The organism is Rhodococcus sp. NPDC055112, assembly GCF_053607505.1.
In genome coordinates this window covers 80,647-107,010 of sequence record NZ_JBSGTR010000007.1, presented here as the reverse complement: position 1 = coordinate 107,010, position 26,364 = coordinate 80,647, and the positions used below count along the sequence as shown (strand labels likewise).

Below are 26,364 nucleotides of genomic sequence, written 5' to 3'. Positions count from 1 at the left end.
GGTCGACGGTATGTCGGCGACGTATCGGGAGCTCGATGAGCGTCTGCAGCTGCTGGCGGGGGCACTGTCCGATCGCGGCATGGATGCCGATGCCATCGTGTCCGTGGTCCTCACCGGCCTGGTTCCGACGATCGTTGCCGCCGAGGGCGGCATCGGTGGCGTGCTCGACAGGATCCACACCGACGCCTCCACCCTCGACCTTCCCGAGGAGGCCGCCGAGGCGCCGGCCGATGGATGGCCGTTGGTCTCGGCCGTCGCGTTGTGGCAGGAGTGGGTCGAGCGCGATCCCGAGATGATCGCCGTCGTCGAGGACGGCCGCCCGACCACTCGTGGTGAGCTCAACCGCAGGGCCAACCAGTTGGCGCGGGAACTCGCCGCACGGGGGGTGCGACCCGACGACGTGGTCTCCCTGATCGTTCCCCGTTCACTCGAGTGGATCGTCGGAATGCTCGCGGCGTGGAAGCTCGGCGCCGCCTACTCGCCGCTCGACCCCGCGTGGGCCATCGAGCGGACCGAGGGGCTCATCGAGGCGAGCGGGGCCAGGGCCGTGGTCGCACTGAGCGGTTGGCCCGCGCTGGCGGACGCGACCTTCGAGGTGACGGTCCTCGACGATCCCGACACCGTGGCACGCCTGCAGGCGTACGACGCGACGGATCTGGAGCGGGACCCCTGGCTGGACGACGACGCGGGCATGCGGCTGGCCTATGTCATCTCGACGTCGGGTTCGACCGGCCGTCCGAAGCCGACCCTGGTGCCGATGCGCGGCGTCTCCAACACCTTCCAGGCCTACCGCCGCATGCTGGACTTCGGCGCGGGCACCGGTGTCCTGATGGCGAACTCGCCGCTGTTCGACCTGACCCAGAAGAACATCTGGGTCGCGCTCGCGTACGGCGGCGTGCTGCACCTGTCGGAGGACGGCTTCGACCCGCAGCCGATCCTGCGTCAGATCGGGACCGGGGACGTCCAGATCGCCAACATGGCGCCGAGCGCATTCGAGGTGCTGGCCGACCTCGACACCGAGGGCGTGCTGACCAACCTGGGCGCCGTGATCCTCGGCGGTGAGCAGATCCGGCCCGCCGCGTACAACGGGTTGATCGGCACCGAGACGCGGATGATCAACAGCTACGGTCCGACCGAGGCCTCCGACGTCACGTCGATCTACGAGCTGGACCTCTCTGCACCTGACGCCGAGCAGGGCCAGATCCCGATCGGTACCGCATGGGAGGGTGTGGATTACCACGTCCTCGATGGCCGCCTGCGGCCGGTGCCCGCGGGTATCACGGGTGAGCTCTACATCGGTGGCAACGCGGTCGGCCGCGGCTACGGCGGCATGACCGCACTGACCGCATCACGATTCATCGCGAGCCCGTTCGGCTCCGGCGGCGCCCGGCTCTACCGGACCGGCGACCTGGTGCGCGAGCGCAGCGACGGTGAGCTGGTGTTCCTGGGGCGCAGTGACTTCCAGGTCAAGATCCGTGGTCTCCGGATCGAGCTCGGTGAGATCGAATCCGTACTGGTCGCGAATGCCGATGTCCTGCAGTCCATCGTCGTCGTGCACGACGACAACCGGGTGCAGCGCCTCGTCGGGTACGTGACCGCCGTCGCGGGCGCGACGATCGACACCGATCAGGCGCTGGCCGACGTGGGCCGGACCCTGCCGGCGTACATGGTTCCCGACCTGCTGCTCGTGCTCGACGAGATGCCGCTCAACACGAGCGGAAAGATCGACAGGAAGGCGCTGCCGCGCCCGCAGTTCGAGTCGCATTCCGATCACTACCGGGAGCCGTCGACCCCGGCCGAGATCGTGGTGGCGCAGATCTTCGGTGAGATCCTCGGCATCGAGCGGGTCGGCGCCGACGATTCGTTCTTCGAGATCGGCGGCAACTCGCTGTCGGCGGCCCGGGTGGTGGCGCGGGCCAACGCGGCACTCGGCTCGGATGTGAATCTGCGCGAGGTGTTCGATGCACCCACGGTGGCCGGGCTTGCCGCTCTCGCGGCCGCGGGGGCCGGGACCGGTCGTCGTCGGCCGGAACTCGTGGCGCAGCCGCGACCCGACCGGATCCCGTTGTCGCTGGCTCAGTCTCGGATGTGGTTCATCAACCAGTTCGACACCTCGTCGCCCGCCTACAACCTCCCGCTCGGTATCCGGCTGACCGGTGCCCTCGACACCGAGGCATTGGCGGCCGCGGTGACGAGTGTGCTCGAGCGGCACGAGTCCCTGCGCACCGTGTTCCCGGACGACGGGGACGGCCCGCATCAGGTGGTGCTGCCCGCAGGCGGACTCGACATCGATCTGACCCCGGTCCAGGTCCGTGACGAGGCCGACCTGATGACCACGCTCGCGGACCTCGCGTCTCAGGGCTTCGACGTCACCGTCGAGATCCCGGTCCGGCCGCGCCTGTTCCGGTTGGCCGAGGACGAGCACGTCCTGCTGTTCCTGGTGCATCACATCTCCTCGGACGGCGCGTCGATGGCGCCGCTGGCGAGGGATGTCGTCATCGCGTACTCGAGCTGGGCGAGCGGCGAGCGCCCGGCGTGGGCGCCGCTCGACGTCCAGTACGCGGATTTCGCGATGTGGCAGCGCGAGCTGCTCGGCGTCGAGGACGACCCGGAATCGCTGCTGGCGCGGCAGGTCGGCTACTGGGTCGACGAGCTCGCCGGGATCCCGGAGGTGCTGCCGCTGCCGACCGATCGCCCGCGTCCCGCGGTCATCTCCATGGAGGGCGCTCGGGTCGAGTTCGAGATCGGCCAGGATCTGCACGGCCGCTTGCTCGAGCTGGCGCGCGAGCACGAGGCGACCCTGTTCACCGCCGTGCACGCCGCGTTCGCCGTGCTCCTCTCGAAGCTGTCCGGCACGGACGACATCGTCCTCGGTACACCCACCGCGGGTCGCGGCGAGCGTGAACTCGACGACCTCGTCGGCATGTTCGTCAACACCCTCGCGTTGCGGACCGTGGTCGACCCGGCGAAGTCGTTCGTCGAGATGCTTCGCAGCACAAGGGAATCGGACATCGGTGCGCTCGCGCACGCGGATGTGCCGTTCGAGCGCCTGGTGGAACTCCTCGCGCCCGAGCGGTCCACCGCGCACTCGCCGATCTTCCAGGTGGTCATCGCGCTGGAGAACACCGAGGCCGCGGTCCTGGAACTGCCCGACCTCACGGTCGGCGAGGTCGACCCCGGCGTGACCTTCGCGAAGTTCGACCTGCAGCTCTCGGTGGGCGAAAAGGCCGATCAGTCGGGGATGACCGGCACCCTGGTGTACGCGACAGACCTGTTCGACGAATCGAGCGTGCGCACCCTCGGAGAGCGGTTCGTGCGTCTGCTCGAGGCGGTCACCGCCGATCCGTCGGTTCCGGTCGGCAACGTGGAGATCACCAGCCAGGACGAGCGCCTGGCCCTCATGCCGGTGCGCGGCGCGGATTCCGCGGACCCGGTCTCGCTGGCGGCGCTGCTGACCTCCGGAACCGCGGAACGCGGTGCCCCTGCCCTGGTCTCCGGTGACCGCGTGGTGTCCTACGGGGAGCTCGACGATCGGTCCAGCGCCCTTGCCCGGGTGTTGATCTCGCACGGAGCCGGTCCCGAGACCTTCGTGGCGCTCTCGCTCGCGCGGTCGATCGAGTCGGCGGTCGCGGTGTGGGCCGTCGCGAAGACCGGCGCGGCGTTCGTGCCGATCGACCCCGCCTACCCCGCCGACCGGATCGAGCACATGGCCTCGGACTCGGGGGCGACGCTCGGCCTGACCACGACCGGGGCGCTCGCCGGACTGCCGTCCGGTGTGCGCTGGCTGGCGATGGACGATCCGGGTTTCCTGGCGGACTGGAACGCCGAGCGCACGGATCCGATCCTCGATGCCGACCGCACCACGCCTGCGCGCGTGGACAACCCGGCGTTCATGGTCTACACCTCCGGCTCCACCGGGCTCCCCAAGGGCGTGGCGGTCACGCACACCGGCCTGGTCAACATCGTCGCCGAGCACCGAGAGAAGTTCGGCGTGCAGGCCACGTCGAGGGTGCTGCACTTCGCGTCGCCGAGCTTCGACGGCGCGGTGTGGGAACTGCTGATGGCCTCGGTCGCGGGCGCGGCCGCCGTCATCGTGGCACCCGGCATCTACGGCGGCGACGAGCTGCGCGAGGTGATGCTCGAGCAGCGGGTGACGCACGGCTACACGGGACCCGCCGCGTTGAACACCGTCGATCCCACCGGCCTGGTCGACCTGGAGTCGATCTCGGTGGCGGGCGAGGCGGTCAGCCCGGAGCTGGTGGCCAAGTGGGCGCCCACCTATCCCTTCCGGAACCTGTACGGCCCCACCGAGACCACCATGATCGCGACGATCTCGGAACCGATGGTCGCGGGCGCGCCGGTCACCATCGGTGGCCCGATCCGCGGGGTGTCCGCAGTGGTCCTCGACGGGCGACTTCGCCCCGTCCCCTTCGGTGTGACGGGTGAGCTCTATCTCGCGGGTCCGGCGCTGGCCCGCGGCTATCACGGCCGTTTCGACCTGACCTCGACCCGGTTCGTGGCCGACGTGTCCGGCGGGGCGGGTGCACGGATGTACCGCACCGGTGACCTCGTCCGCTGGGTCGACCGATCCGCCGCGGGCGACCGGTCCCGGCTCGAGATCGAGTACGTGGGGCGCAGCGACTTCCAGCTCAAGGTGCGCGGCTTCCGGATCGAGCTCGGTGAGATCGACGGCGCACTCGCGGCGCACGAGTCCGTCGACACCGCATACACGATCGGCCGGGAGGGACCGGCCGGTGCCACCGTGCTGGTGTCCTACGTCGTGCCGGTGCCCGGTGCCGCGCTCGCCGACCGCGAGCTGACGGAGTTCGTGTCCCGTTCGCTGGCCCCGCACATGGTGCCGTCGGCGATCGTGGTGATCGACGCGCTGCCCGTGACGATCAACGGCAAGGTGGACCGGAAAGCGCTGCCGGAACCCGACTTCGGCTCGGCCGCGGAATCGTATGTCGCTCCGTCGAACGCGATGGAGGAACTCCTGGCCGGCCTGTTCGCCGAGGTGCTCGGCGTCGACCGGGTCAGCGTCGCCGACTCGTTCTTCGCGTTGGGCGGCGACAGCATCGTCTCCATCCAGTTGGTGGCCCGGGCGAAGGCCGCGGGCGTGCTGATCAAGGCCAGGGACGTCTTCGAGCGCAAGACCGTCACCGGTCTGGCACTGGTCGCCACGACGGCCGCGGAGACGGACGCCGCGGTGCTGGAGGAGCTCGCGGGCGGCGGTGTCGGCGACATGCCGCTGCTGCCGGTGGCGCGCTTGGCGCTGGAGAACGGCGCGGGGTCGCGGTTCTCCCAGGCGGTGTTGCTGACGGCACCGCTCGGACTCGACCGCGACACCCTGGCGGCGACGGTGCAGGCGGTGTTCGACCAGCATCCGATGCTGCGGTCGGTGCTGACCTCCGCGGACGGGGACGCACCCGTGCTGCGCGCCCGTGAGCTCGGTGCGGTCGACGCGAACACCGTGATCGACCGGATCGAGTTCGATTCCGAGAATGCTCCCGGCAGTGCGGGATTCGAGCGGATCGCGGCTGCGGCACTGGACACGGCCGCGGACCGACTCGACCCTGCCGCCGGCGTGATGGTGCAGGTCGTCTGGTTCGATCCGGCATCGCAGCTCGGTGAGGCGAACGGTCGCCTGCTCCTGGTACTGCACCACCTCGTTGTGGACGGCGTGTCCTGGCGCCTGCTGGTGCCCGCCCTTGCCTCGGCCTGGGGCCAGATCGTCGCGGGCGGAACGCCGAGCTTCGAGCCGGAGGTCACCTCGATGCGCCGGTGGGCGCACGCCCTCGCGGACGAGGCACGTTCGGACTCGCGGGTGGCCGAGCTCGGTTACTGGCGTGAGGTTCTGGCGACGCCGGAGGCGCCGATCGGATCGCGGCCACTCGACGCGCAGCTCGATACCGTGGCGACCAGGGGACAGGTGTCTCTCGAGTTGCCCGCCGATGTGACCGACGGGCTACTCACCGGGGTGCCCGCCCGATTCCGGGGCGGCGCCCAGGACGGACTGCTCGCGGCCCTCGCCCTCGCCGTCGCCGCATGGCGGCGAGCCCGCGGCGGAAGCGGCGCGGCGGAGTCCTCGACCCTGATCACCCTGGAGGGACACGGCCGCGAGGACCAGGTCGCGCCGGGCGCGGATCTCTCGCGGACCGTCGGGTGGTTCACCAGCGTGTACCCCGTTCGGCTCGACCTCGGTGGGGCCGACCTCGATGACGCACTCGCGGGCGGGGCAGCGGCGGGAGCGGCGGTCAAGGCCGTCAAGGAGCAGCTGCTGGCGGTGCCGGACAACGGCATCGGGTACGGCCTGCTGCGGTACCTCAACCAGGAGACCAGCGCGGAGCTGAGCTCCGGGGCGGTTCCCCAGATCAGCTTCAATTACCTCGGCCGGTTTGGGACCGGGGAACTCACCGACGAGATCCGTGGCCTCGGCTGGATCCCGGTCACCGACGGCGGCGTGCTCGGCGGCGCGGCCGATCCGGCCATGGCGCCCGAGTCGGCGTTGGAGATCAACGCGTCGGTGCTGCCGGGCGGTGGCCTGTCGGCCACCCTGTCCTTCGCGACCGGTGTGCTCACCGAGGCCGAGGTCGAGGAGTTCGCCGGATTCTGGCGCGCCGCGATGACCGCGATCAGCGCGCACGCGCGCACCGAGGCGGCAGGCGGTCTGACCCCGTCCGACCTGCCACTGGTGTCCCTGTCGCAGGACCAGATCGAACTGTTCGAGTCGCGCTATCCGAGCGTCGAGGACCTGTGGTCCCTGTCCCCGCTGCAGCACGGCCTGCTCTTCCACGCGCTGCTCACCGAGGGCATGCCGGACGTGGTGGACGTCTACACCGCGCAGTTCGTGCTCGACCTGGCCGGATCGGTCGACGCCGACCGGCTGCGGCGCGCCGCCGACCGGCTCCTCGTCCGGAACCCGAACCTGCGTTCGGTGTTCCTCGTGGACGAGGCAGTGGGATCGGTCCAGGTCGTGGTCGGCGACACCCGGGCCCCGCTCGCGCTGCACGACCTCAGCGGCCTCGACGAGGAGTCGAGGGCGGCCGAGCGGCAGCGGATCCTCGATGCGGACCGCGCGAGGGGCTTCGACATGGCGACGCCGCCGCTGGTCCGGCTGACCCTGCTCGCGTTGGCGGCCGATCGCTGGCAGCTCGTGTTCACCAACCATCACGTGATCCTCGACGGCTGGTCGACCCCGCTGGTCATCCGTGAGCTGATGGCGCTCTACGCCATGGACGGCGACGATTCGGCGCTGCCGCGGGCCAGGGACTACAAGGACTACCTGCACTGGCTCGCCGGACAGGACCGCGCACAGTCGCTGGAGACCTGGCGGAACGCGCTTGCCGGAGCGGATGATCCGACCCTGCTCGCGCCGGCGGTGCAGGGCGTCAACCACGCCGCGGTGCCGGGCAAGGTGGAGGGTTCGCTCTCCGCCGAGGAGACCGCGGGTGCCGAGGCGCTCGCGGCAGAGCTTGGCGTCACGCTGAACACGCTGGTGCAGACGGCCTGGGGCGTCGTGCTCGGCATGCTCAGCGGCCGTGGCACCGTCGTGTTCGGTGCAACCGTGTCCGGTCGACCGTCGGACCTGTCCGGCGTCGAGTCGATGGCCGGACTCTTCATCAACACCATTCCCGTTGCCGTGCGGCTCGTTCCGCACGAGCCGGTTCGCGAGCTGCTCGCACGCCTGCAGTCGGAGCAGGCGGGCCTGCTCGACCACCACTTCGTCGGGCTGACCGACATCCACCGGGCGGCGGGTGACGCCGCACTGTTCGACACCGCCGTGATCTACGAGTCCTATCCGGTGGACACCTCCGGAGTCGGCGGCGACGTCGACATCGCCGGGATGCGGTTGATGGGTGTGGAATCCGCTGCCGCGAGCCATTTCCCGCTCTCGATCGTGGCCGCTCCCGTCGACGGCCGTCTGCACCTCGCCGCCGAGTTCCAGCACGAGGCCTTCGACGAGGCGACCGTTGCGGGTCATCTCGACCGCACGATCCGGGTGCTGCGCGAGTTCGTGGCGCGTCCGGAGGCGAACGTCGGTTCGCTGCGGCTGGTCACCGACGACGAGCTGCAACTGCTCGGCTCGTACAACCGCACCGAACTCGCCCGCACCTCGGAGACGTTGCTCGAACGCATCGACGCACGGGTGGCCGAGGACGCGTCCGCGATCGCGGTGGTGGCATCGGGCACGAGCGTCACGCGCGGCGAGCTCGAGCGTCGCGCCAACCGGTTGGCTCATGAGCTGATCGCGTCGGGCGTCGGCATCGATGACGTGGTGGCCCTGATCGTCCCGCGGTCGGTGGACTGGGTGGTCGGCATGCTCGCGGCGTGGAAGGTCGGCGCGGCCTACCTGCCGGTCGACGCGAAGGCGCCCGCGGACCGGATCGCAGCCGTTCTGGAGGACTGCGAGGTCGGGGCCGTGGTGCTCGCGGACGGGTGGAGCGAGGAGCTCGCCTACTCCGGAGCGCTCGTGCGGCTTGGCGATGCGGACACCGAGGCCCGGCTCGCGAGCAGGCCGGAGACGGCCCCGCCGAACCGCTGGACCGAACCCGGTGCCGGTCACCGACTCGCCTACGTGATCACCACCTCGGGATCGACCGGCAGGCCGAAGCCGACCCTGGTGCCGATGGCAGGCGTCCTCAACACCGCCGAGTGGTACCGCGGTGAGATCCGCCTCGAGCCGGGTGACGGTGCGCTGGTCGCGAACTCGCCGGTCTTCGACCAGACGCAGAAGAACGTGTGGGTCACGCTGTCCGACGGTGGCGTGCTGCACCTGGCGGGGGACCCCTTCGACCCGATCGAGATCCTCGAGATCATCGGTGGCGGCTCGGTGGTCAACGCGAACCTGGCGCCGAGCGCGTTCGCCACGCTGCTCGACGCGGACGCGGACCAGTCGGTGCTGCCTGCGCTGCGGTCGTTGCACCTGGGCGGCGAGTCGTTCAACCCGGCCAGGCTCGCGCACCTCGAGGCTGCGGGCACCCGGCTGCACAACAACTACGGGCCGACCGAGGCCACCGACATGATCACCGATCACCGGTTGCGGTCGGTGACCACCGGCTATCCCGACGGCCGGGTGCCGATCGGGCCCGCGCTGCCGAACTACGAGCTGTACGTGCTCGACCAGCACCTGCGCCTGGTGCCCCCCGGCGTCGCGGGTGAGCTGTACATCGGCGGTGTCGGTGTGTCCCGCGGCTACGGAAACCGGTTCGCGCTCACCGCGGCCCGGTTCGTGGCGAACCCGTTCCGTGGCGGCGGCGAGCGGATGTACCAGTCCGGCGACGTCGTGTACTGGAACACCGACGGCGAGCTCGAGTACGTCGGCCGCACCGACTTCCAGGTCAAGATCCGTGGTCTGCGGGTAGAGCTCGGTGAGATCGAGATGGCGTTGCTGGCCGACCCGCGGGTGGGTCAGGTCGCCGTGGTGGTCAAGACCACCGAGACCGGGATCGACCGGTTGGTCGCCTACGTGGTTCCCGCCGACTCCGCGGACGGACTCGACGAGGCGGTCACCGAGGTCGCCCGGCGCGCCCTGCCCGACTACATGGTGCCCTCGGCGGTCGTGGTCCTCGACGAGTTCGAGCTGACCCCCAGTGGCAAGGTCGATCGGAAGGCGCTGCCGGATCCCGATTTCGGCTCCGCGGAGGAGTCCTACCGGGCGCCCGCGACCGTCGTCGAGGAGATCGTCGCGGCCGTGTACGGCGAACTGCTGTCGGTGCCACGGGTGTCCGCGACCGACAGTTTCTTCGCCCTCGGCGGCGACTCGCTCGTCGCGACCAAGGTCGTGGCCCGGGTCAACGCGGGTACCGGGGCGGCGCTCCGTCTGCGCGACCTCTTCGAGGCGCCGACGGTGTCCGAACTGGCCGCCCGGATCGAAGGCGGGGAAGGCCGGGCCGAGGCGCGCAGCGAACTGTCGGCCCGACCGCGTTCCGGTCGGATCCCGTTGTCGCTGGCTCAGTCTCGTATGTGGTTCCTGAACCAGTACGACACCTCGTCGCCGGTCTACAACATCCCGATGGCGATCAGGCTCAGCGGCGCACTCGACACCGGCATCCTCAGGGCCGCGCTCGCTGACGTTCTCGAACGCCACGAGTCCCTGCGGACGATGTTCCCGAACACCGACGACGGTCCGTACCAGATGATCGTGCCTGCGGCGGACGTCGACCTGGACGTGAGCACCGCGACCGTCTCCGAGTCCGGCCTCGCGGCCGAGCTGGTCGCGTTCTTCTCCGAGGGCTTCGACGTGACGACCGGGATCCCGTTGCGGGTCAGGATCGTCCGGGTCGGCGACGCGGACGTCGCCGAGCACGTGCTGGCGATGTCGATCCATCACATCTCGTCCGACGGCGCCTCGACCGCGCCGCTGGCCAGGGATCTGATCACCGCCTACCTCGCGCGCACCGCGGGCGAGGCGCCGCGGTGGACCCCGCTCGAGGTCCAGTACGCGGACTTCAGCATCTGGCAGCGCGAGGTCCTCGGCACCCCTGACGATCCGAAGTCGTTGGCGGCGCAGCAGATCGAGTACTGGAGAACGGCACTCGCCGGGATCCCCGAGGTCCTCGAGCTCCCGGGGGACCGCCCGCGGCCCTCGCAGCAGTCCTTCCGGGCAGGCAGCGTCTCCTTCGCCGTCGACCCCGAGCTGCGTGGACGCCTGGATGCGCTCGCCCGCGAACACGGGGCCACCCTGTTCATGGCCGTGCACGCGGCGCTCGTGGTGTTCCTGTCTCGGCTCGGCAACACCGACGACGTCGCCATCGCGACGCCCGTCGCGGGACGCGGTGAACGTCAGCTCGACGATCTCGTCGGCATGTTCGTCAACACGCTGGTGCTACGTACGGCCATCGATGCGGATGCTTCCTTCGCCGAGCTCCTCGCGCAGGTTCGGGAGACCGACCTCGGTGCCTTCGGCAACGCCGACGTGCCGTTCGAGCAGTTGGTCGAGGCACTCAATCCCACCCGTTCGCGTGCGCATTCGCCGTTCGCCCAGGTGATCCTCGGGTTCCAGAACCTCGAGCAGGCCGCGCTCGAACTGCCGGGGCTCACGGTGAGCGCGCTGGAGAGCGGACTGCAGGTCGCGAAGTTCGACCTGCAGCTGATGATGATGGAGAGCGATCCCGCGGGCGGCGGCGGGCTGACCGCCGAGTTCACGTACGCCTCCGATCTGTTCGACGAGTCGACGGTCCGGGACTTCGCCACTCGCTTCCTGCGGGTCCTGGAGGCCGTTGTCGCGGCTCCCGCGCAGGCGGTCGGCGACCTGAGCCTGCTCGACTCGCAGGAGCAAGCGCGGCTCTCACCGGTGTCCGGATTCCCGAGCATCGCCCCGGCCACCCTGCCGGAGTTGCTTGCCGCGGCCGTCGCGCTGAACCCCGATGCGCACGCGGTGGAGTTCGGTGACCTCGCGATGACGTACAGCCAGCTCGACGAACTCTCGAACAGGCTGGCGCGCAGGCTCATCGGAGCAGGCGTCGGCGCCGAGGACTTCGTCGCGGTGGCGTTGTCCCGGTCCGCCGGGTCGGTGCTCGCGGTCTGGGCGATCGCCAAGACCGGCGCCGCCTTCGTGTCGCTCGACCTGTCGTACCCGCAGGAGCGGATCGAGTACCTGGCCGCGGATTCCGGTGTCCGGGTCGGGCTCACCGACCTGGCGAGCATCGACTCCGTGCCCGGCTCGGTGAGCTGGTTGGCGCTCGACGACGTCGAGTTCTCCGCCTCGGTCGACGAACAGTCGTCCGAGCCGATCACCGACACCGATCGGGTCCGGCCGCTGACGCTCGAGTCGGGGGCCTACATGGTCTACACCTCGGGCTCCACCGGCAAGCCCAAGGGCGTGCTCGTCACGCACACCGGCCTCGCGAACTTCGCTGCGGCGCAGCGTGAGCACTACTCGGTGACCCGTGACTCACGGACCCTGCATTTCGCGTCGCCGAGCTTCGACGGTGCGGTGCTGGAACTGCTTCTCGCGATCGGTTCCGGCGCAACGATGGTGATCGCGCCGCCGAGCATCTACGGCGGCCAGGAGCTGGGTGACTTCCTCCGTGAGGAGCGGGTGACCCACGCATTCGTCACGACGGCCGCCCTGGCGACCGTCGACCCGGTCGGGCTGGACGAGCTCACCGACGTCGCGGTCGGCGGCGAGGCCGTGCAGGCCGAGCTGGTCGCCAGGTGGGCGCCCGGCAGGCGCCTGTTCGACGTCTACGGTCCCACCGAGACGTCGATGGTGATCACCATGAGCCGGCCGATGGTGCCGGGCGGATCGATCAACATCGGCGGCCCCGTCCGCGGCGCCGACGCGATGGTGCTCGACGGCCGCCTGCACCCGGTCCCGGTCGGGGTGCCCGGCGAGCTGTACTTCGCGGGCCCCGCGCTTGGCCGCGGTTATCACCAGCGGTTCGCGCTGACGGCGGACCGCTTCGTCGCGAACCCGTTCGCGGACGACGGATCCCGGATGTACCGGACCGGCGACGTGGTGCGCTGGATCGAGAACGACGGCGTGCTGGCCATCGAATACGTTGGCCGCAGCGACTTCCAGCTCAAGGTCCGCGGCTTCCGCATCGAGCTCGGCGAGATCGACGCGGTTCTCACTCGGCACGAGAGCGTCGAGTTCGCGGCGACGATCGGCCACAAGACCGCCTCGGGCAACACGGTGCTGGTGGCGTACGTGCTCGCAGGCGCCGGTCGGAGCGTCGACAGGTCGGTCCTGGCCGAGTACGCGGGCGTCGAGATGCCCGCGCACATGGTGCCCTCGGCCTTCGTCGAGCTCGATTCGATCCCTTTGACGCCCAACGGAAAGCTGGATCGCAGGGCACTGCCCGAGCCGGTCTTCGAGTCGGCCGCCGAGTACCGCGCCCCGCGCAACCCGGTGGAAGAGGTGATCGCTGGAGTCTTCGCCGACGTCCTCGGCGTGGACCGGGTCTCGGTGGACCAGGACTTCTTCGACATCGGCGGCAACTCACTGGTGGCCACCCGGGTGGTGGCACGGGTGAACGCCGCGCTCGGTGTCGCGATGGGTGTGCGAGAACTGTTCGACGCCCCAACGGTGGAGTCGCTGGCGGTGGCCGCGGCATCGATGTCCGGCAGGGACGTCGACCGCCCCGCGCTGGTCGCGCGGCCGCGGACCGGCCGGATCCCGCTGTCGATGGCACAGAAGCGGATCTGGTTCCTCAACCAGTTCGACACCGCCTCGGCCGCGTACAACATCCCGCTCGGGGTCAGGTTGTCCGGTGTGCTGAACGTGGAGGCATTGCAGCAGGCCATGTTCGACGTGCTGGCCAGGCACGAGTCGCTGCGGACGATCTACCCCTCCGGCCAGGACGGACCGGAACAGCGCGTGATCGAGGTGGGCGCGGCGTCGATCGAGCTCGCCCGGATCGCCGTCACGGAGCCCGAGCTGATGGCAAGGGCGGCGGAGTTCGCAGGCCGGGGCTTCGACGTCACGGATTCGATGCCGGTGCGGGCGGCGCTGTTCGAGGTTTCGGCCGAGCAGCACGTGCTGTTGGTCGTGGTGCACCACATCAGCGCCGACGGCTCCTCGATGGCGCCGCTCGCCAGGGACGTGATGAGTGCCTACGTGGCGCGGTCGCAGGGCGAGGCGCCGCACTGGGAACCGCTGCCGGTGCAGTACGCCGACTACGCGCTCTGGCAGCGCGAGGTCCTCGGCGCGGAATCGGATCCGGAGTCGGTGATCGCCAAGCAGGTCGACCACTGGCGTGATGCCCTGTCCGGCCTGCCGGATCTGCTGGAGCTGCCGACCGACCGCCCACGGCCCGCCATGCAGTCGATGCGGGGCGAGCGGGTGGACTTCGAGGTCCCGTCGCAGCTGTCGACCCAGATCGACGCGCTCGCGCGGACGACGGGCACCACATCGTTCATGGTGATGCAGGCCGCCTACGCGGTGCTGTTGATGCACCTGAGCGGCACCGGCGACATCGCGGTCGGCACCGCCGTCGCCGGTCGTGGCGAGGAGGCACTCGACCCGATCGTCGGCATGTTCGTCAACACCCTCGTGTTGCGCACGCAGATGGAGTCGGCCGACACCTTCCGGTCGGTTCTCGAGGCGGTGCGCGAGGGCGACCTGCAGGCCTTCTCGCATGCCGATCTGCCGTTCGAGCGGCTCGTCGAGATCCTCGACCCGGAACGGTCGACCGCGCATGCCCCGTTGGTGCAGGTGTCGTTCGGCTTCGAGAACGTCGACACCCCGGTCTTCGAGCTGCCCGGCCTCACGGTCAGCGGGCTTCCCACCGACCTGGGCCAGGCGAAGTACGACCTGGAGCTCTCCTTCTCCCAGCAGTCCGACGAGGCCGGGAACACCGGCTTCGCGGGCGTGTTCGGATTCGCCACCTCGCTGTTCGACCGCGAGAGCGTGGAGCGGATGGCGCAGCGGTTCGTCCGGATCCTGACCACAGCCGTCGCCGACCCCGAGGTCGTCGTCGGGGACATCGACCTGCTCGAGCCGGACGAGCGCGAGCGCGTGCTGTCCGAGTTCAACCAGACCGCGGTCCCGGTGGAGCCGACCACCCTGGTGGAGCTGATCGACCGGTCGGTCGCGCGGACGCCCGATGCGCCCGCGATGACCTTCGGGGAGACCACCCTCAGCTTCGCCGAGTTCGACGCCCGCGTGAATCGTCTGGCCCGGCACCTGATCTCCGAGGGCGTCGGACCCGAGACGCTGGTCGTCCTCGCGGCCCGCCGGTCGCTCGAGATGATGGTCGGGATGTACGCCGTGATGAAGGCGGGCGGCGCCTACGTGCCGGTCGATCCTGATCAGCCGGCCGAACGACTGGAGCTGGTGCTCTCGATCGCGCAGCCCGTCGCCGTTCTCACCACGTCATGGGACGGGGTCGAGCTGCCTGCCGGTGTTCCGGTCGTGGAGATCGACTCGGCTCCGACCGGTCATCTCGATGCCGCCCCGATCACCGACGCCCAGCGGTTGCGTCCGTTGCGCCGCGGCAACCCCGCGTACGTGATCTTCACCTCCGGTTCCACGGGTGTGCCCAAGGGCGTGGCCGTCAGTCATGCCGCGATCGTCAACCAGCTCAGCTGGTTCATCGGCGAGTACGAGATGACGGCATCGGATGTGGTGCTGCAGAAGACGCCGATCGTGTTCGACCCGTCGGTGTGGGAGCTGTTCGTGCCCTTCATCTCCGGCGGTCACCTGGTGATCGCCAAGCCGGACGGGCACCGCGACGCCGAGTACCTCATCGAGGTTTCGCGTCGGTGGAACGTCACCACTCTCGGCTTCGTGCCGTCGATGCTGGCGGCCTTCCTGTCCAGCCCCGAGCTGGCGTTCCCGCCGTCGGTGCGATCGCTCCAGTTGGCGGGCGAGGCGCTGAGTCCCGAGCTCGCAGCCCGCACGCTGGCGAGCGCGTCGCTCGGGATCAACAACGCCTACGGGCCGACCGAGACCACGCTGACCTCGGTGCACTACTGGGCCGACGGCACCGAGACCGGCTCGATGCCGATCGGCATCCCGGTGTGGAACAGCCAGGCCTACGTGCTCGACTCGCGCCTGAACCCGGTGGTCCCCGGTGCCAGGGGAGAGCTCTATCTCGCGGGCGGTCAGGTTGCCCGCGGCTACCACGCCCGGTCGGGGCTGACCGCGGAGCGGTTCGTGCCGAATCCCTTCGGCGCACCCGGCTCCGTCATGTATCGGACCGGTGACCTCGGGCGCTGGGGTCGCGACGGGCAGCTGGAGTATCTGGGACGCACCGACTTCCAGGTCAAGATCAGGGGTCAGCGGATCGAGCTCGGCGAGATCGAGTCGGCCCTGCTCGACCATCCGTCGGTGGCCCAGGCGGTGGTGATCGCGGCGGACACCGAACGTGGTCAGCGCCTGGTCGCCTACCTGGTGGCCGCGACGGGCGTCACCGTCGACACCGGCGACGTGCGGGCCGACGTGGCCAGGGCGTTGCCCGGCTACATGGTGCCGGACGCCTTGATCGTGCTCGAGGCGATGCCCGTGACCAGCAACGGCAAGCTGGACCGGCGGGCACTGCCCGCGCCGGAGTTCGCCTCCGTCGCCGACACCTACGTCGCGCCCCGCACCCCCGCGGAGCGGACGATCGCCGCGGTGTTCGCGGAGGTGCTCGGTGTGGAGCGGGTCAGCGTCGAGGAGTCGTTCTTCGCCCTCGGCGGTGACAGCATCATGTCCATCCAGTTGGTCACGAGGGCCAAGGCCGCCGGACTGGCCTTCACGGCCCGGCAGGTCTTCGAGCACCGCACTGTCGCCGCACTCGCCGCGGTCGCGGGCGAGGCCACCGCGGCCGCCACCACCCTGGCGGAGCTGCCCGGTGGCGGCGTGGGCGAGATGCCGCTCACGCCGATCATGCGGGCCACCGCCGAGCGCGGCGGCCTGCTGCGCCGGTTCTCGCAGTCGAGCTTCGTGACGTTGCCGCACGGAATCGACCGTGCCACGGTGGAATCGACGATCCAGTCCGTCCTCGATCGGCACGACGCGCTGCGTCTGCGCTGGAACGAAGACGGCTCCGGGCTCACCGTCGCCGAGGCCGGGTCGGTTCCGGCGGCGCGGCTGGTCCACCGCGTCGAGTTCGCGTCGCAGCCCGGCACCGAGGAGTTCACCGCACTGGTTCGTGGCGAGTTCGAGGCGGCCGCAGACCGGCTCGATCCCACGGCCGGGCTGGTGGCCCAGTTCGTCTGGTTCGACCCGTCGGCCGGGGTCACCAACGGTCGCCTGCTGATGGTGATCCACCACCTGGCGGTCGACGGTGTGTCCTGGCGAATCCTGTTGCCGGACTTCGCTTCCGCATGGGGTCAGGTGCAGTCGGGTGCGGAGCCCGAGCTGCCCGAGGTCGGTACCTCGCTGCGCCGGTGGGCCCACGGACTCGCCGAGGCCTCGGTGTCCGAGCGGCGCACCGAGGAGCTCGGATACTGGCGGAGCGTGCTCGAGGGGACCGACCCGACGCTCGGGTCGCGTCCGGTCGATCCCGCTCTCGACGTGGTGTCGGCGACCGCCGGGGTCCGGGTCGAGGCATCCGCCGAGACCACCGAGGGGCTGTTGACCGCGGTACCGCGGGCGTTCGGCGGCGGTGTCAACGACGGACTGCTCGCCGCCCTTGCCCTCGCCGTGGCGCGCTGGCGTGAGCGGCGAGGCGTCACCGCGTCGGCGACGCTGCTGGGCCTGGAGGGACACGGCCGCGAGGAAGAAGCCGTCGAGGGTGCGGACCTGTCCCGCACCGTCGGCTGGTTCACCTCGCTGTTCCCGGTGCGGATCGACGTGTCGGGAGTGGACCTCGACGACGCCTTCGCGGGCGGCCCTGCCGCAGGCCAGGCGATCAAGTTGGTCAAGGAACAGCTCCTCGCCGTCCCGGACCGGGGCATCGGATACGGACTGTTGCGGTACCTGAACGCGGACACGGCCCCGGAGCTGAGTGGTTTCGCAGCCCCGCAGATCGGGTTCAACTACCTCGGCAGGACCGGCGCATTCGAGGTCACCGACGAGATGCGCGACATGGGCTGGGTGCCCGTCGGCGACGGCGGCGCACTGGGGTCGGCACTCGACCCGGACATGCCGGTCGCCGCGCTCGACATCAACGCGGTCGTCTCGAACTCCGAAGGCGTCGAGACGCTCTCGACGGTGTTCGACTTCGCGACCGGAGTGCTGTCGGCGGCGGACGTCGACGAGTTGGCGGAGCTGTGGACCGGGGCGCTCGATGCGATCGCGAGCCATGCCGGCAGCAAGGGCGCGGGCGGGTTCACCCCCTCCGACCTTCCGTTGGTCTCGCTGACGCAGTCGCAGATCGAACGTTACGAGGCGCGATTCCCGACGATGTCGGACATCTGGTCGCTCTCGCCGCTGCAGTACGGCATGTACTTCCATGCGGCGCTGGCAGAGTCCGCCGTCGACGTCTACACGGCACAGCTGTGTCTGCGGCTCGGTGGCGTCGTCGACGCCGGCCGGATGCGCCGGGCCGCTCAGGCCCTGATCGATCGGCACCCCAGCTTCCGGACCGCCTTCGTCACCGATGACACGGGCATCGCGGCGCAGGTGGTGCTCGAGGGCACCGAGATCCCGTTCGTCACCGTCGACCTGTCCGGCCTCGGCCAGGCCGACCGGGGTGCGGAGCGGGCCCGGATCGTCGAGCAGGACCGACTGGCCAAGTTCGACCTCGGCGCGCCGCCGCTGATGCGGTTGACGCTGATCACCCTCGGCGAGGGCGAGTACGAGCTGGTGGTGATGAACCACCACATCGCCATCGACGGTTGGTCGACGCCGTTGGTGCTCAAGGAACTGCTGGTGCTGTACGCGGCGGACGGGGACGCCTCGGTGCTGCCGCAGGCACGCTCGTACCGTGACTTCCTGGCGTGGCTGGCCGAGCGCGATCACGTGCGCTCGCTGCAGGCGTGGGAGGACTCGCTCGGTGGCGTGGAGGGGCCGACGCTGCTCGTCTCCGGCGACCGGGGCCGTCAGCAGGACAGCACCTCCGGTCAGTACCTCACGCAGTTGGGTGCTGCGGAGACCGCGGAACTCGTCGCCCGCGCCCGCGAACTCGGCGTCACGCCGAACACCTTCGTGCAGGTTTCCTGGGCGATCCTGCTGGGGGCGCTGACCGGCCGCGAGGACACCGTCTTCGGTGCCACCGTCTCGGGCCGGCCGCCGGAGATCCCCGGCGTGGAGTCGATGATCGGCCTGTTCATCAACACCGTGCCGCTGCGCGTGCACCTGGACCCGTCGGAGTCGGTGGCACAGCTGCTCACCCGGGTGCAGGCCGAGCAGGCCGACCTGCTCGACCACCACTACGTCGGTCTGGCCGAGATCCAGCGCGCCGCAGGCGAAGCCGCGATGTTCGACACCCTCGCGGTGTTCGAGTCGTTCCCCGTCGACATGGCGGGTGCGACCTCGCAGACCGACATCGCCGGGATGCGGGTGCTCGGCATGGACGGCATCGATGCCGCGCACTACCCGGTCGCGATGACGGCCAGCCTGGACAGCGCACTGCACCTGAAGTTCATCCACGCCACCGAACTGGTGGACGAGGACGCGGTCCGGACCCTGTCCGAGCGCTTCCTCAGGGTGCTCGGCACGGTCGTCTCGGCGCCGTCCACCCCGGTCGGCGACGTCGAGGTCACCGATCCGGTCGAGCGCGCGGAGCTGTCGCCGGTCTCCGGCCCGGCCGCGGAGCCGGCCACCCGCGTGCTGCCCGAGTTGCTGGCCGCCGCCGCGACCGAGCGGGATGCCCCGGCGTTGGTGTCGGGCGACCGGACCGTGTCGTACGGTGAACTCGACGATCGCTCGAATGCGCTGGCGCGGGTCCTGATCGACCGTGGCGTCGGCCCCGAGTCATTCGTGGCGTTGGCGCTGCCGCGGTCTGTCGAATCGCAGGTCGCGTTGTGGGCGATCGCGAAGTCCGGCGGTGCGTTCGTGCCGATGGACCCGGCGTACCCGTCGGACCGGATCGAGCACATGACCACCGATTCGTCCGCCCTCCTCGGCATCACCGATGCCGAGCACCTGCCTGACCTGCCGACCACCGTCTCGTGGCTCGTCCTTGACGACCCCGAGTTCGCGGCGGCCGTGGATCAGGGATCGACCGAACCGGTCACCGACGCGGATCGCCGTGCGCCCGTGCGAGAACAGCATGCGGCCTACGTGATCTACACGTCCGGATCCACGGGCCTGCCCAAGGGCGTCGTCGTCAGCCACCAGGGCCTGGCGAACTTTGCCGCGGAGCAGCGCGAGCGCTATTCCGTCACCGCCCGGTCGCGCGCCCTGCACTTCTCGTCGCCGAGCTTCGACGCATCGATGCTCGAGCTGTTGCTCGCCGTCGGCGCGGGCGCGGCCATGGTGATCGTGCCCCCTGGCGTGTACGGCGGCACCGAGCTCGCGGACATCATCTCCGCGGCAGGCGTCACCCACGCGTTCATCACCCCGGGCGCGCTCGCGTCCGTGTCGCCGGAGGGCCTGGACTGCCTGCAGCACCTGGTCGCCGGTGGCGAGGCGGTGCCGGACAACCTGGTGGACATCTGGGCGCCCGGCCGCAACTTCTACAACGGCTACGGCCCGACCGAGACGATCATCATGGCGACGATCAGCGGGGCACTGACCCCGGGCGAGATCCTCACCATCGGTGGGCCGATCCGCGGCATGTCCGCGACGGTGCTCGACCGCCGGATGCGTCCGGTGCCGGTCGGGGTCGCGGGAGAGCTCTATCTCGCGGGTGCGCAGATGGCACGCGGCTACCACGACCGCCGCGCGCTGACCGCGGACCGCTTCGTGGCGAACCCGTTCGGCGAAGCCGGATCCCGGATGTATCGCACCGGCGACATGGTGCGTTGGGTCGATCGGTCCGAGGCGGGCGACCGGTCGAGGCTCGAGATCGAGTACGTCGGGCGCAGCGACTTCCAGGTCAAGGTTCGCGGTTTCCGAATCGAGCTCGGCGAGATCGACGCGGCGCTGTCCGCACACGAGTCGGTGGACTTCGCGGTCACCGTCGGCAGGCAGGGACCGTCGGGTGCCACGGTGCTCGTGGCGTACGTCGTTCCTGTCGCGTCCGCGACGGTCGACGTGGCCGCCCTGACGGAGTTCGTCGGTCGCTCGCTGCTCGCGCACATGGTGCCGTCGGCGATCGTGGTCCTCGATGCGATCCCGCTGACCGTCAACGGCAAGGTGGACCGCAAGGCGCTGCCCGAGCCCGATTTCGGTTCCTCGCTCGAATCGTTCGTGGCTCCCACGAACCCGGTGGAGGAGATCCTGGCCGGCCTGTTCGCCGAGGTGCTCGGCGTCGAGCGGGTCAGTGTCACGGATTCCTTCTTCGCGCTCGGTGGCGACAGCATCGTGTCGATCCAGCTGGTGACCAGGGCGAAGGCCGCCGGCATCGTCCTCAAGGCGCGGGATGTGTTCGAGCGCAAGACCGTTGCCGGCCTGGCTCAGGTCGCGACGCTGACGTCCGAGTCCGATGGCGCGACTGTGCTCGCCGAACTCGAGGGTGGGGGAGTCGGCGAGATGCCGCTCACCCCGATCATGCGGTGGATGACCGAGCGCCCTGGCGGCCACAACCGGATGCTCATGCCCGCCTTCCTGGCGCTGCCCGAGGGCATCGACCGGGCCGGGCTGGTGGCGACCCTGCGTGCGGTCTTCGACCGGCACGACATGCTCAGGTCGTCGATCCCGCAGACCGGCGCTGAGCCGATCCTGACGATCGGCGGCGCGGGCTCGGTCGACGTGGACGCGATGGTCGCCAGGATCGAGTTCGGCGCAGGCGCCATGCCAGGCAGCGCCGAGTTCGACGCACTCGCGGCCCCCGCCTTCGAGGACGCCGCCGCGGGGCTCGACCTCGCCACCGGTTCGGTGGTCCGGTTCGTCTGGTTCGATCCCGAGCCCGGTGCCGCCGGGCCGGGACGACTGCTCGTCGTCGCCCACCACCTCGTCGTCGACGGTGTGTCCTGGCGCATCCTGGTCGCGGACCTGGTGGCGGCCTGGCAGTTCGTCGCCACGGGCGCCACGCCGGAGCTCCCGCCGGTCGGGACGTCCATGCGCCGTTGGGCACACGGACTGGCCGAGGAGGCGAACAGCCCGGCCATGGAAGCCGAGATGGCGTACTGGCGAACGGTGCAGGGCGGGGCGGACCCGTTGCTGGCATCGCGTGCGCTCGACCCTGCGGTTGACCTGTTCGCATCCATCGCCGAGGTGAAGGTCGTGCTGTCCGAGCAGGCCACCGATGCCCTGCTGACCGCGGTGCCCGCGGCCGTCCGGGGCGGCGTCAACGACGGTCTGCTCGCCGCGCTGGCGCTCGCCGTCTCTGCGTGGCGGCGTGATCGCGGTGTCGACGAGTCCTCGACGTTGATCAAGCTGGAGGGCCACGGTCGCGAGGAAGACACCGTTCCCGGTGCCGACCTGACCAGGACCGTCGGCTGGTTCACCAGCATGTTCCCGCTCCGACTCGACCTGCCCGAGATCGACCTCGACGATGCCCTTGCAGGCGGGCCCGCCGTTGCCTCGGCCATCAAGGCGGTCAAGGAGCAGCTGTTGGCCGTGCCGAACAAGGGCATCGGGTACGGGTTGCTGCGGTACCTGAACGAGCGGACCGCATCCGAGCTGGCCGCTCAGCCGTTGCCGCAGATCGGCTTCAACTACCTCGGCCAGCTCGGCGGCGAGGAGCCGACGGACTCCGCGCCGATCGGGTGGCTGCCCGCGCCGAAGGGCGAGCTCTCGGTGTCCGCTGCTCCGGACGCGGACCTGCCCGCGGCCGCGGTCGTCGACATCAACGCCTCGGTGACGGGCGCCCGGCTGAGCGCCACCTTCGCGTTCCCCCCAGGCCTGATCGACGAGTCCGAGGTCCGCGAGCTGTCCGAACTCTGGTCGCGGGCCCTCGAGGCCATCGGCCGGTGGGCCGCGGCGACCGGGTCGGCGCAGTTCACGCCCTCGGACCTGCCGTTGGTGTCGTTGTCGCAGAGCGAGATCGAGCGTTTCGAGGCGGAGTACCCGACCCTCGCGGACGTCTGGTCGTTGACGCCGCTGCAGGAGGGCATGCTCTTCCACTCGATGCTGGCGCAGACCTCCACCTCGCTCGACGTCTACACCTCGCAGGTGGTGATCGAACTCGGCGGACTCGTCGACGCCGGCCGCCTGCGCGCGGCCGCGCAGGCACTGGTCGACCGGCACCCGAACCTGCGTGCCGGGTTCCGGCACGACGACGCGGGCAATGCCGTCCAGGTGATCGTGGACGGCGCGCCGGTTCAGTTCCGCGAGGTGGACCTCGGTAACAACGGTGACGAGGAGCGGCAGCGGGTCCTGGACGAGGACCGGCAACGCCGGTTCGACATGTCCGAGCCCCCGCTGGTCCGGTTCAGTCTCGTCGGGCGTGCGGACGGCACGTACTCGCTGGCCATGACCAGCCATCACATCCTGGTCGACGGTTGGTCGATGCCGCTGCTCCTCAAGGACCTGATCGTGCTGTACGCGGCGCGTGGCGACGGATCGGTGCTGCCGCCGGTCCGGTCCTACCGGGACTTCCTCGAATGGCTGTCCGCCCGCGACGCCGAGGCCTCGCTTGAGCAGTGGGCGGGCTCCATGCTCGGGGCCGAGGAGCCGACATTGCTCGCGCCCGCGGACCGTGGACGTGAACAGTCCTCGCTCCCCGGCGAGGTCAGCCTGCACCTGTCGACCGAGCGCACCGGCGCGCTGTCGTCGCTCGCACGTGAGCTCGGCGTCACGCTCAACACCGTCGTGCAGATGGCGTGGGGCCTGGTGCTCTCGCGCCTGATCGGCCGCGACGACGTCGTGTTCGGCGCGACCGTCTCCGGGCGCCCGCCCGCGCTGACCGGCGTGGAGTCGATGGTCGGCATGTTCATCAACACGCTGCCCGTGCACGTCAGTGTGGACCGGGCGGAGACGGTGACCGAGCTGTTGCTCCGGCTGCAGGGCGAGCAGTCGGACCTGCTCGAGCACCACCATGTGGGTCTGCAGACGATCCAGCAGCGCACCGGCACCGGTTCCGTGTTCGACACCATCACCGTGTTCGAGTCCTACCCGGTCGACGCCGCGAGCGCGACCGCCGACGCGGACATCGACGGGATGCGCCTGCTCGGCGTCGGTGGTGTGGACGCGAACACCTTCCCGCTGTCGCTGTACATCGAGGCGAGCGATCGCCTTCAGTTGGACGCGAAGTTCCTGACCGACCTGTTCGCGCCCGACGAGGTCGAGTCGATCCTGGACCGGGTCGATCGGATCCTCGCGGCGATCGAGCGGGACCCGACCGCGAAGGTCGGGGATCTCGACGTGCTCTCCGATGCGGAGTACGCCGAACTCGATCGCTGGAACGCGACCGATCACGAGATCCCCGCCGCCACCCTGGCCGACCTCTTCGATGCCCAGGTGGCCCGGACCCCGGATGCGGTGGCGCTGGTCTTCGAGGGTGAGGAACTGACCTACGCGGAGTTCGACGCGCGGGCCAACCGGTTGGCGCGGTACCTGATCGAGCTGGGCGTCGGCCCGGAGTCGATGGTGGGCCTGGGAATCCGGCGTTCGCTCGACCTGATGATCGGTATGTACGCGATCGTCAAGGCCGGCGGTGCCTACGTCCCGATCGACCCCGATCATCCGGCCGAGCGCACCACCTATGTGCTGGAGACGGCAGACCCGGTGTGCGTGCTGGGCACACGGCGTGACCGGATCGACGTCGACCCGCGTTTCGAGGTGCTCGAGATCGACCTGCTCGACACCTCGGCGTACGACGACGCCCCGGTGACCGACGTGGACCGGCGTGGGCCGCTGCGACTGGACGACACCGCGTACGTGATGTTCACGTCGGGGTCGACCGGAAAGCCGAAGGGTGTCGTGCTCACGCACCGGGCGATCGTGAACCAGCTGGTGTGGAAGCAGTCCGAGTACGGACTTGGCGCCGACGACGTGGTGCTGCAGCAGATCGCGATGACGTTCGACGTCTCGGTCTGGGAGTTCTTCTGGGCCCTGCAGAACGGTGCCCGCCTGGTGATCGCCAAGCCCGACGGACACAAGGACATGGAGTACCTGGCCGGGTTGATCGCCGGGCACGGGATCACCACGGCGACCTTCGTGCCGTCGCCGCTCGGCGTGTTCGTCGCAGTCGTCGACGCGCCGTCGCTGCGAACGCTCAAGCGGGCCTTCGTGATCGGCGAGGCGTTGCCGCCCGAGACGGCGGCACGATGGCGCGAGCTGACCGACGCGGGCCTGCACAACATGTACGGGCCCACCGAGGCGGCGGTCTCGGTGACCAACTGGGAGGCACGTCCGGAGGACACGGTCACGACGCCGATCGGCTTGCCGCAGTGGAACGTCCGGGTTCACGTGCTGGACGCGGGGCTGCGGCCCACCCCGGCCGGAGTGGCCGGCGAGCTGTACCTGGCAGGCCCGCAGCTGGCGCGGGGGTACCTGACACGACCCGGCATCACCTCGGATCGTTTCGTGGCGAACCCCTTCGGAGCCGACGGCGACCGGATGTACCGCACCGGCGACCTCGTCCGGCGACGGGCGGACGGGGTCCTCGAGTACATCGGTCGCACCGACTTCCAGGTCAAGCTGCGCGGCCAGCGCATCGAGCTCGAGGAGATCGAGTCGGCGGTGCGGGGCTTCGACGGGGTACGGCAGACCGCCGTCCTGGTGCAGTCCGACGAGCGCGGCGACCACCTGGTCGCCTACGTGGTCCCGGAGGACGGCGCCACGGTGGACCCGGACGAGCTGAAGCGGTACGTGGCGACGGTGCTCCCGGTGTACATGGTGCCGAACGCGGTCGTCGGACTCGACGAGTTCCCGCTCAACCCCAGCGGCAAGCTGGACCGCAAGCTGCTGCCGGTGCCGGAATTCGAGGACACCGGCGAGTACCGGGCCCCGCGCACGGCCACCGAGGCCGCCGTGGCGGAGGTGCTCGCGGAGGTCCTCGAGATCGAGAAGGTCTCCGTGGACGCGTCCTTCTTCGATCTGGGCGGAAACTCGCTGACCGCGACAAGGGTGATGTCCAGGCTGACCGAGGTGCTCGGGGTCACGGTGCCGCTGCGGGCCGTGTTCCTCGACCCGACGGCCGAGGGCATCGCGGCGGCGATCGACGCCGAGTCCGGCGCGGAGAGCGCAGGCGGGTCGGACATGTTCGATGTCCTGCTTCCGATCCGCGCCGCGGGTGAGCGGTCGCCGGTCTTCGCCGTGCACCCGGTGCTGGGGCTGTCGTGGGCGTACACCGCCCTGGCCCCTGTGCTGGACGCTCAGACACCGGTCTACGGTCTGCAGTCGCCCGCCGCGTCCGGCGACGCCACGCTGCCGGACTCGATCGAGGAGATCGCGCACCGGTACGTGACGGAGATCCGGGCCGTTCAGCCGAGCGGGCCGTACCGGCTGCTGGGCTGGTCGCTCGGCGGCGTCATCGCGCACGCCATGGCCGTCGAGCTCCAGGCGGCGGGGGAGTCGGTGGAGCGGCTGATCATGCTCGACAGCTTCGCGGGCGAGGCTGCGGACGCACTCGGTGAGGGCGCGGCGGTGACGGCGGAGGAGATCCTCGGCGGCTTCGGCGTCGCGGCGACGGCCGACCTCGATCCGTCGGAGGCCGGTATCGACGAGGTGCTGGATCTGATCCGGGCATCCACCGGCGGTCCGCTCTCCGCGGTGTCCGAGGAGTGGCTGCGACAGATGGTCGCGTCGGCCACGAACTCGGCGGAACTGATGCGCCGCTACGTCCCCGGCCGCTTCGACGGCGACCTGGTGTTGTTCACCGCGGCGCAGGGACGCCAGGACGACACCATCGCGGCGCGGTCCTGGGGCCCGGCGGTGTCGGGCACGGTCCGGCACCGGTCCGTGCACACCACGCACTGGGCGATGATGAGCCCCGCCGCGCTCGAGGAGATGGCGCCGGTGCTCCGGGAACTGCTCGCAGGCCCGGTCGAGTAGCGACA

Annotated in this window: 1 pseudogene; it reads left to right on the top strand. The window is 70.2% G+C overall.

Features of this window, described 5'->3' with window-relative positions:
- Positions 1 to 247: 247 nt before the first annotated feature.
- Positions 248 to 26,359, top strand: a pseudogene (locus ACWFRB_RS05975) (non-ribosomal peptide synthase/polyketide synthase); the annotation flags it as partial.
- Positions 26,360 to 26,364: the final 5 nt, after the last annotated feature.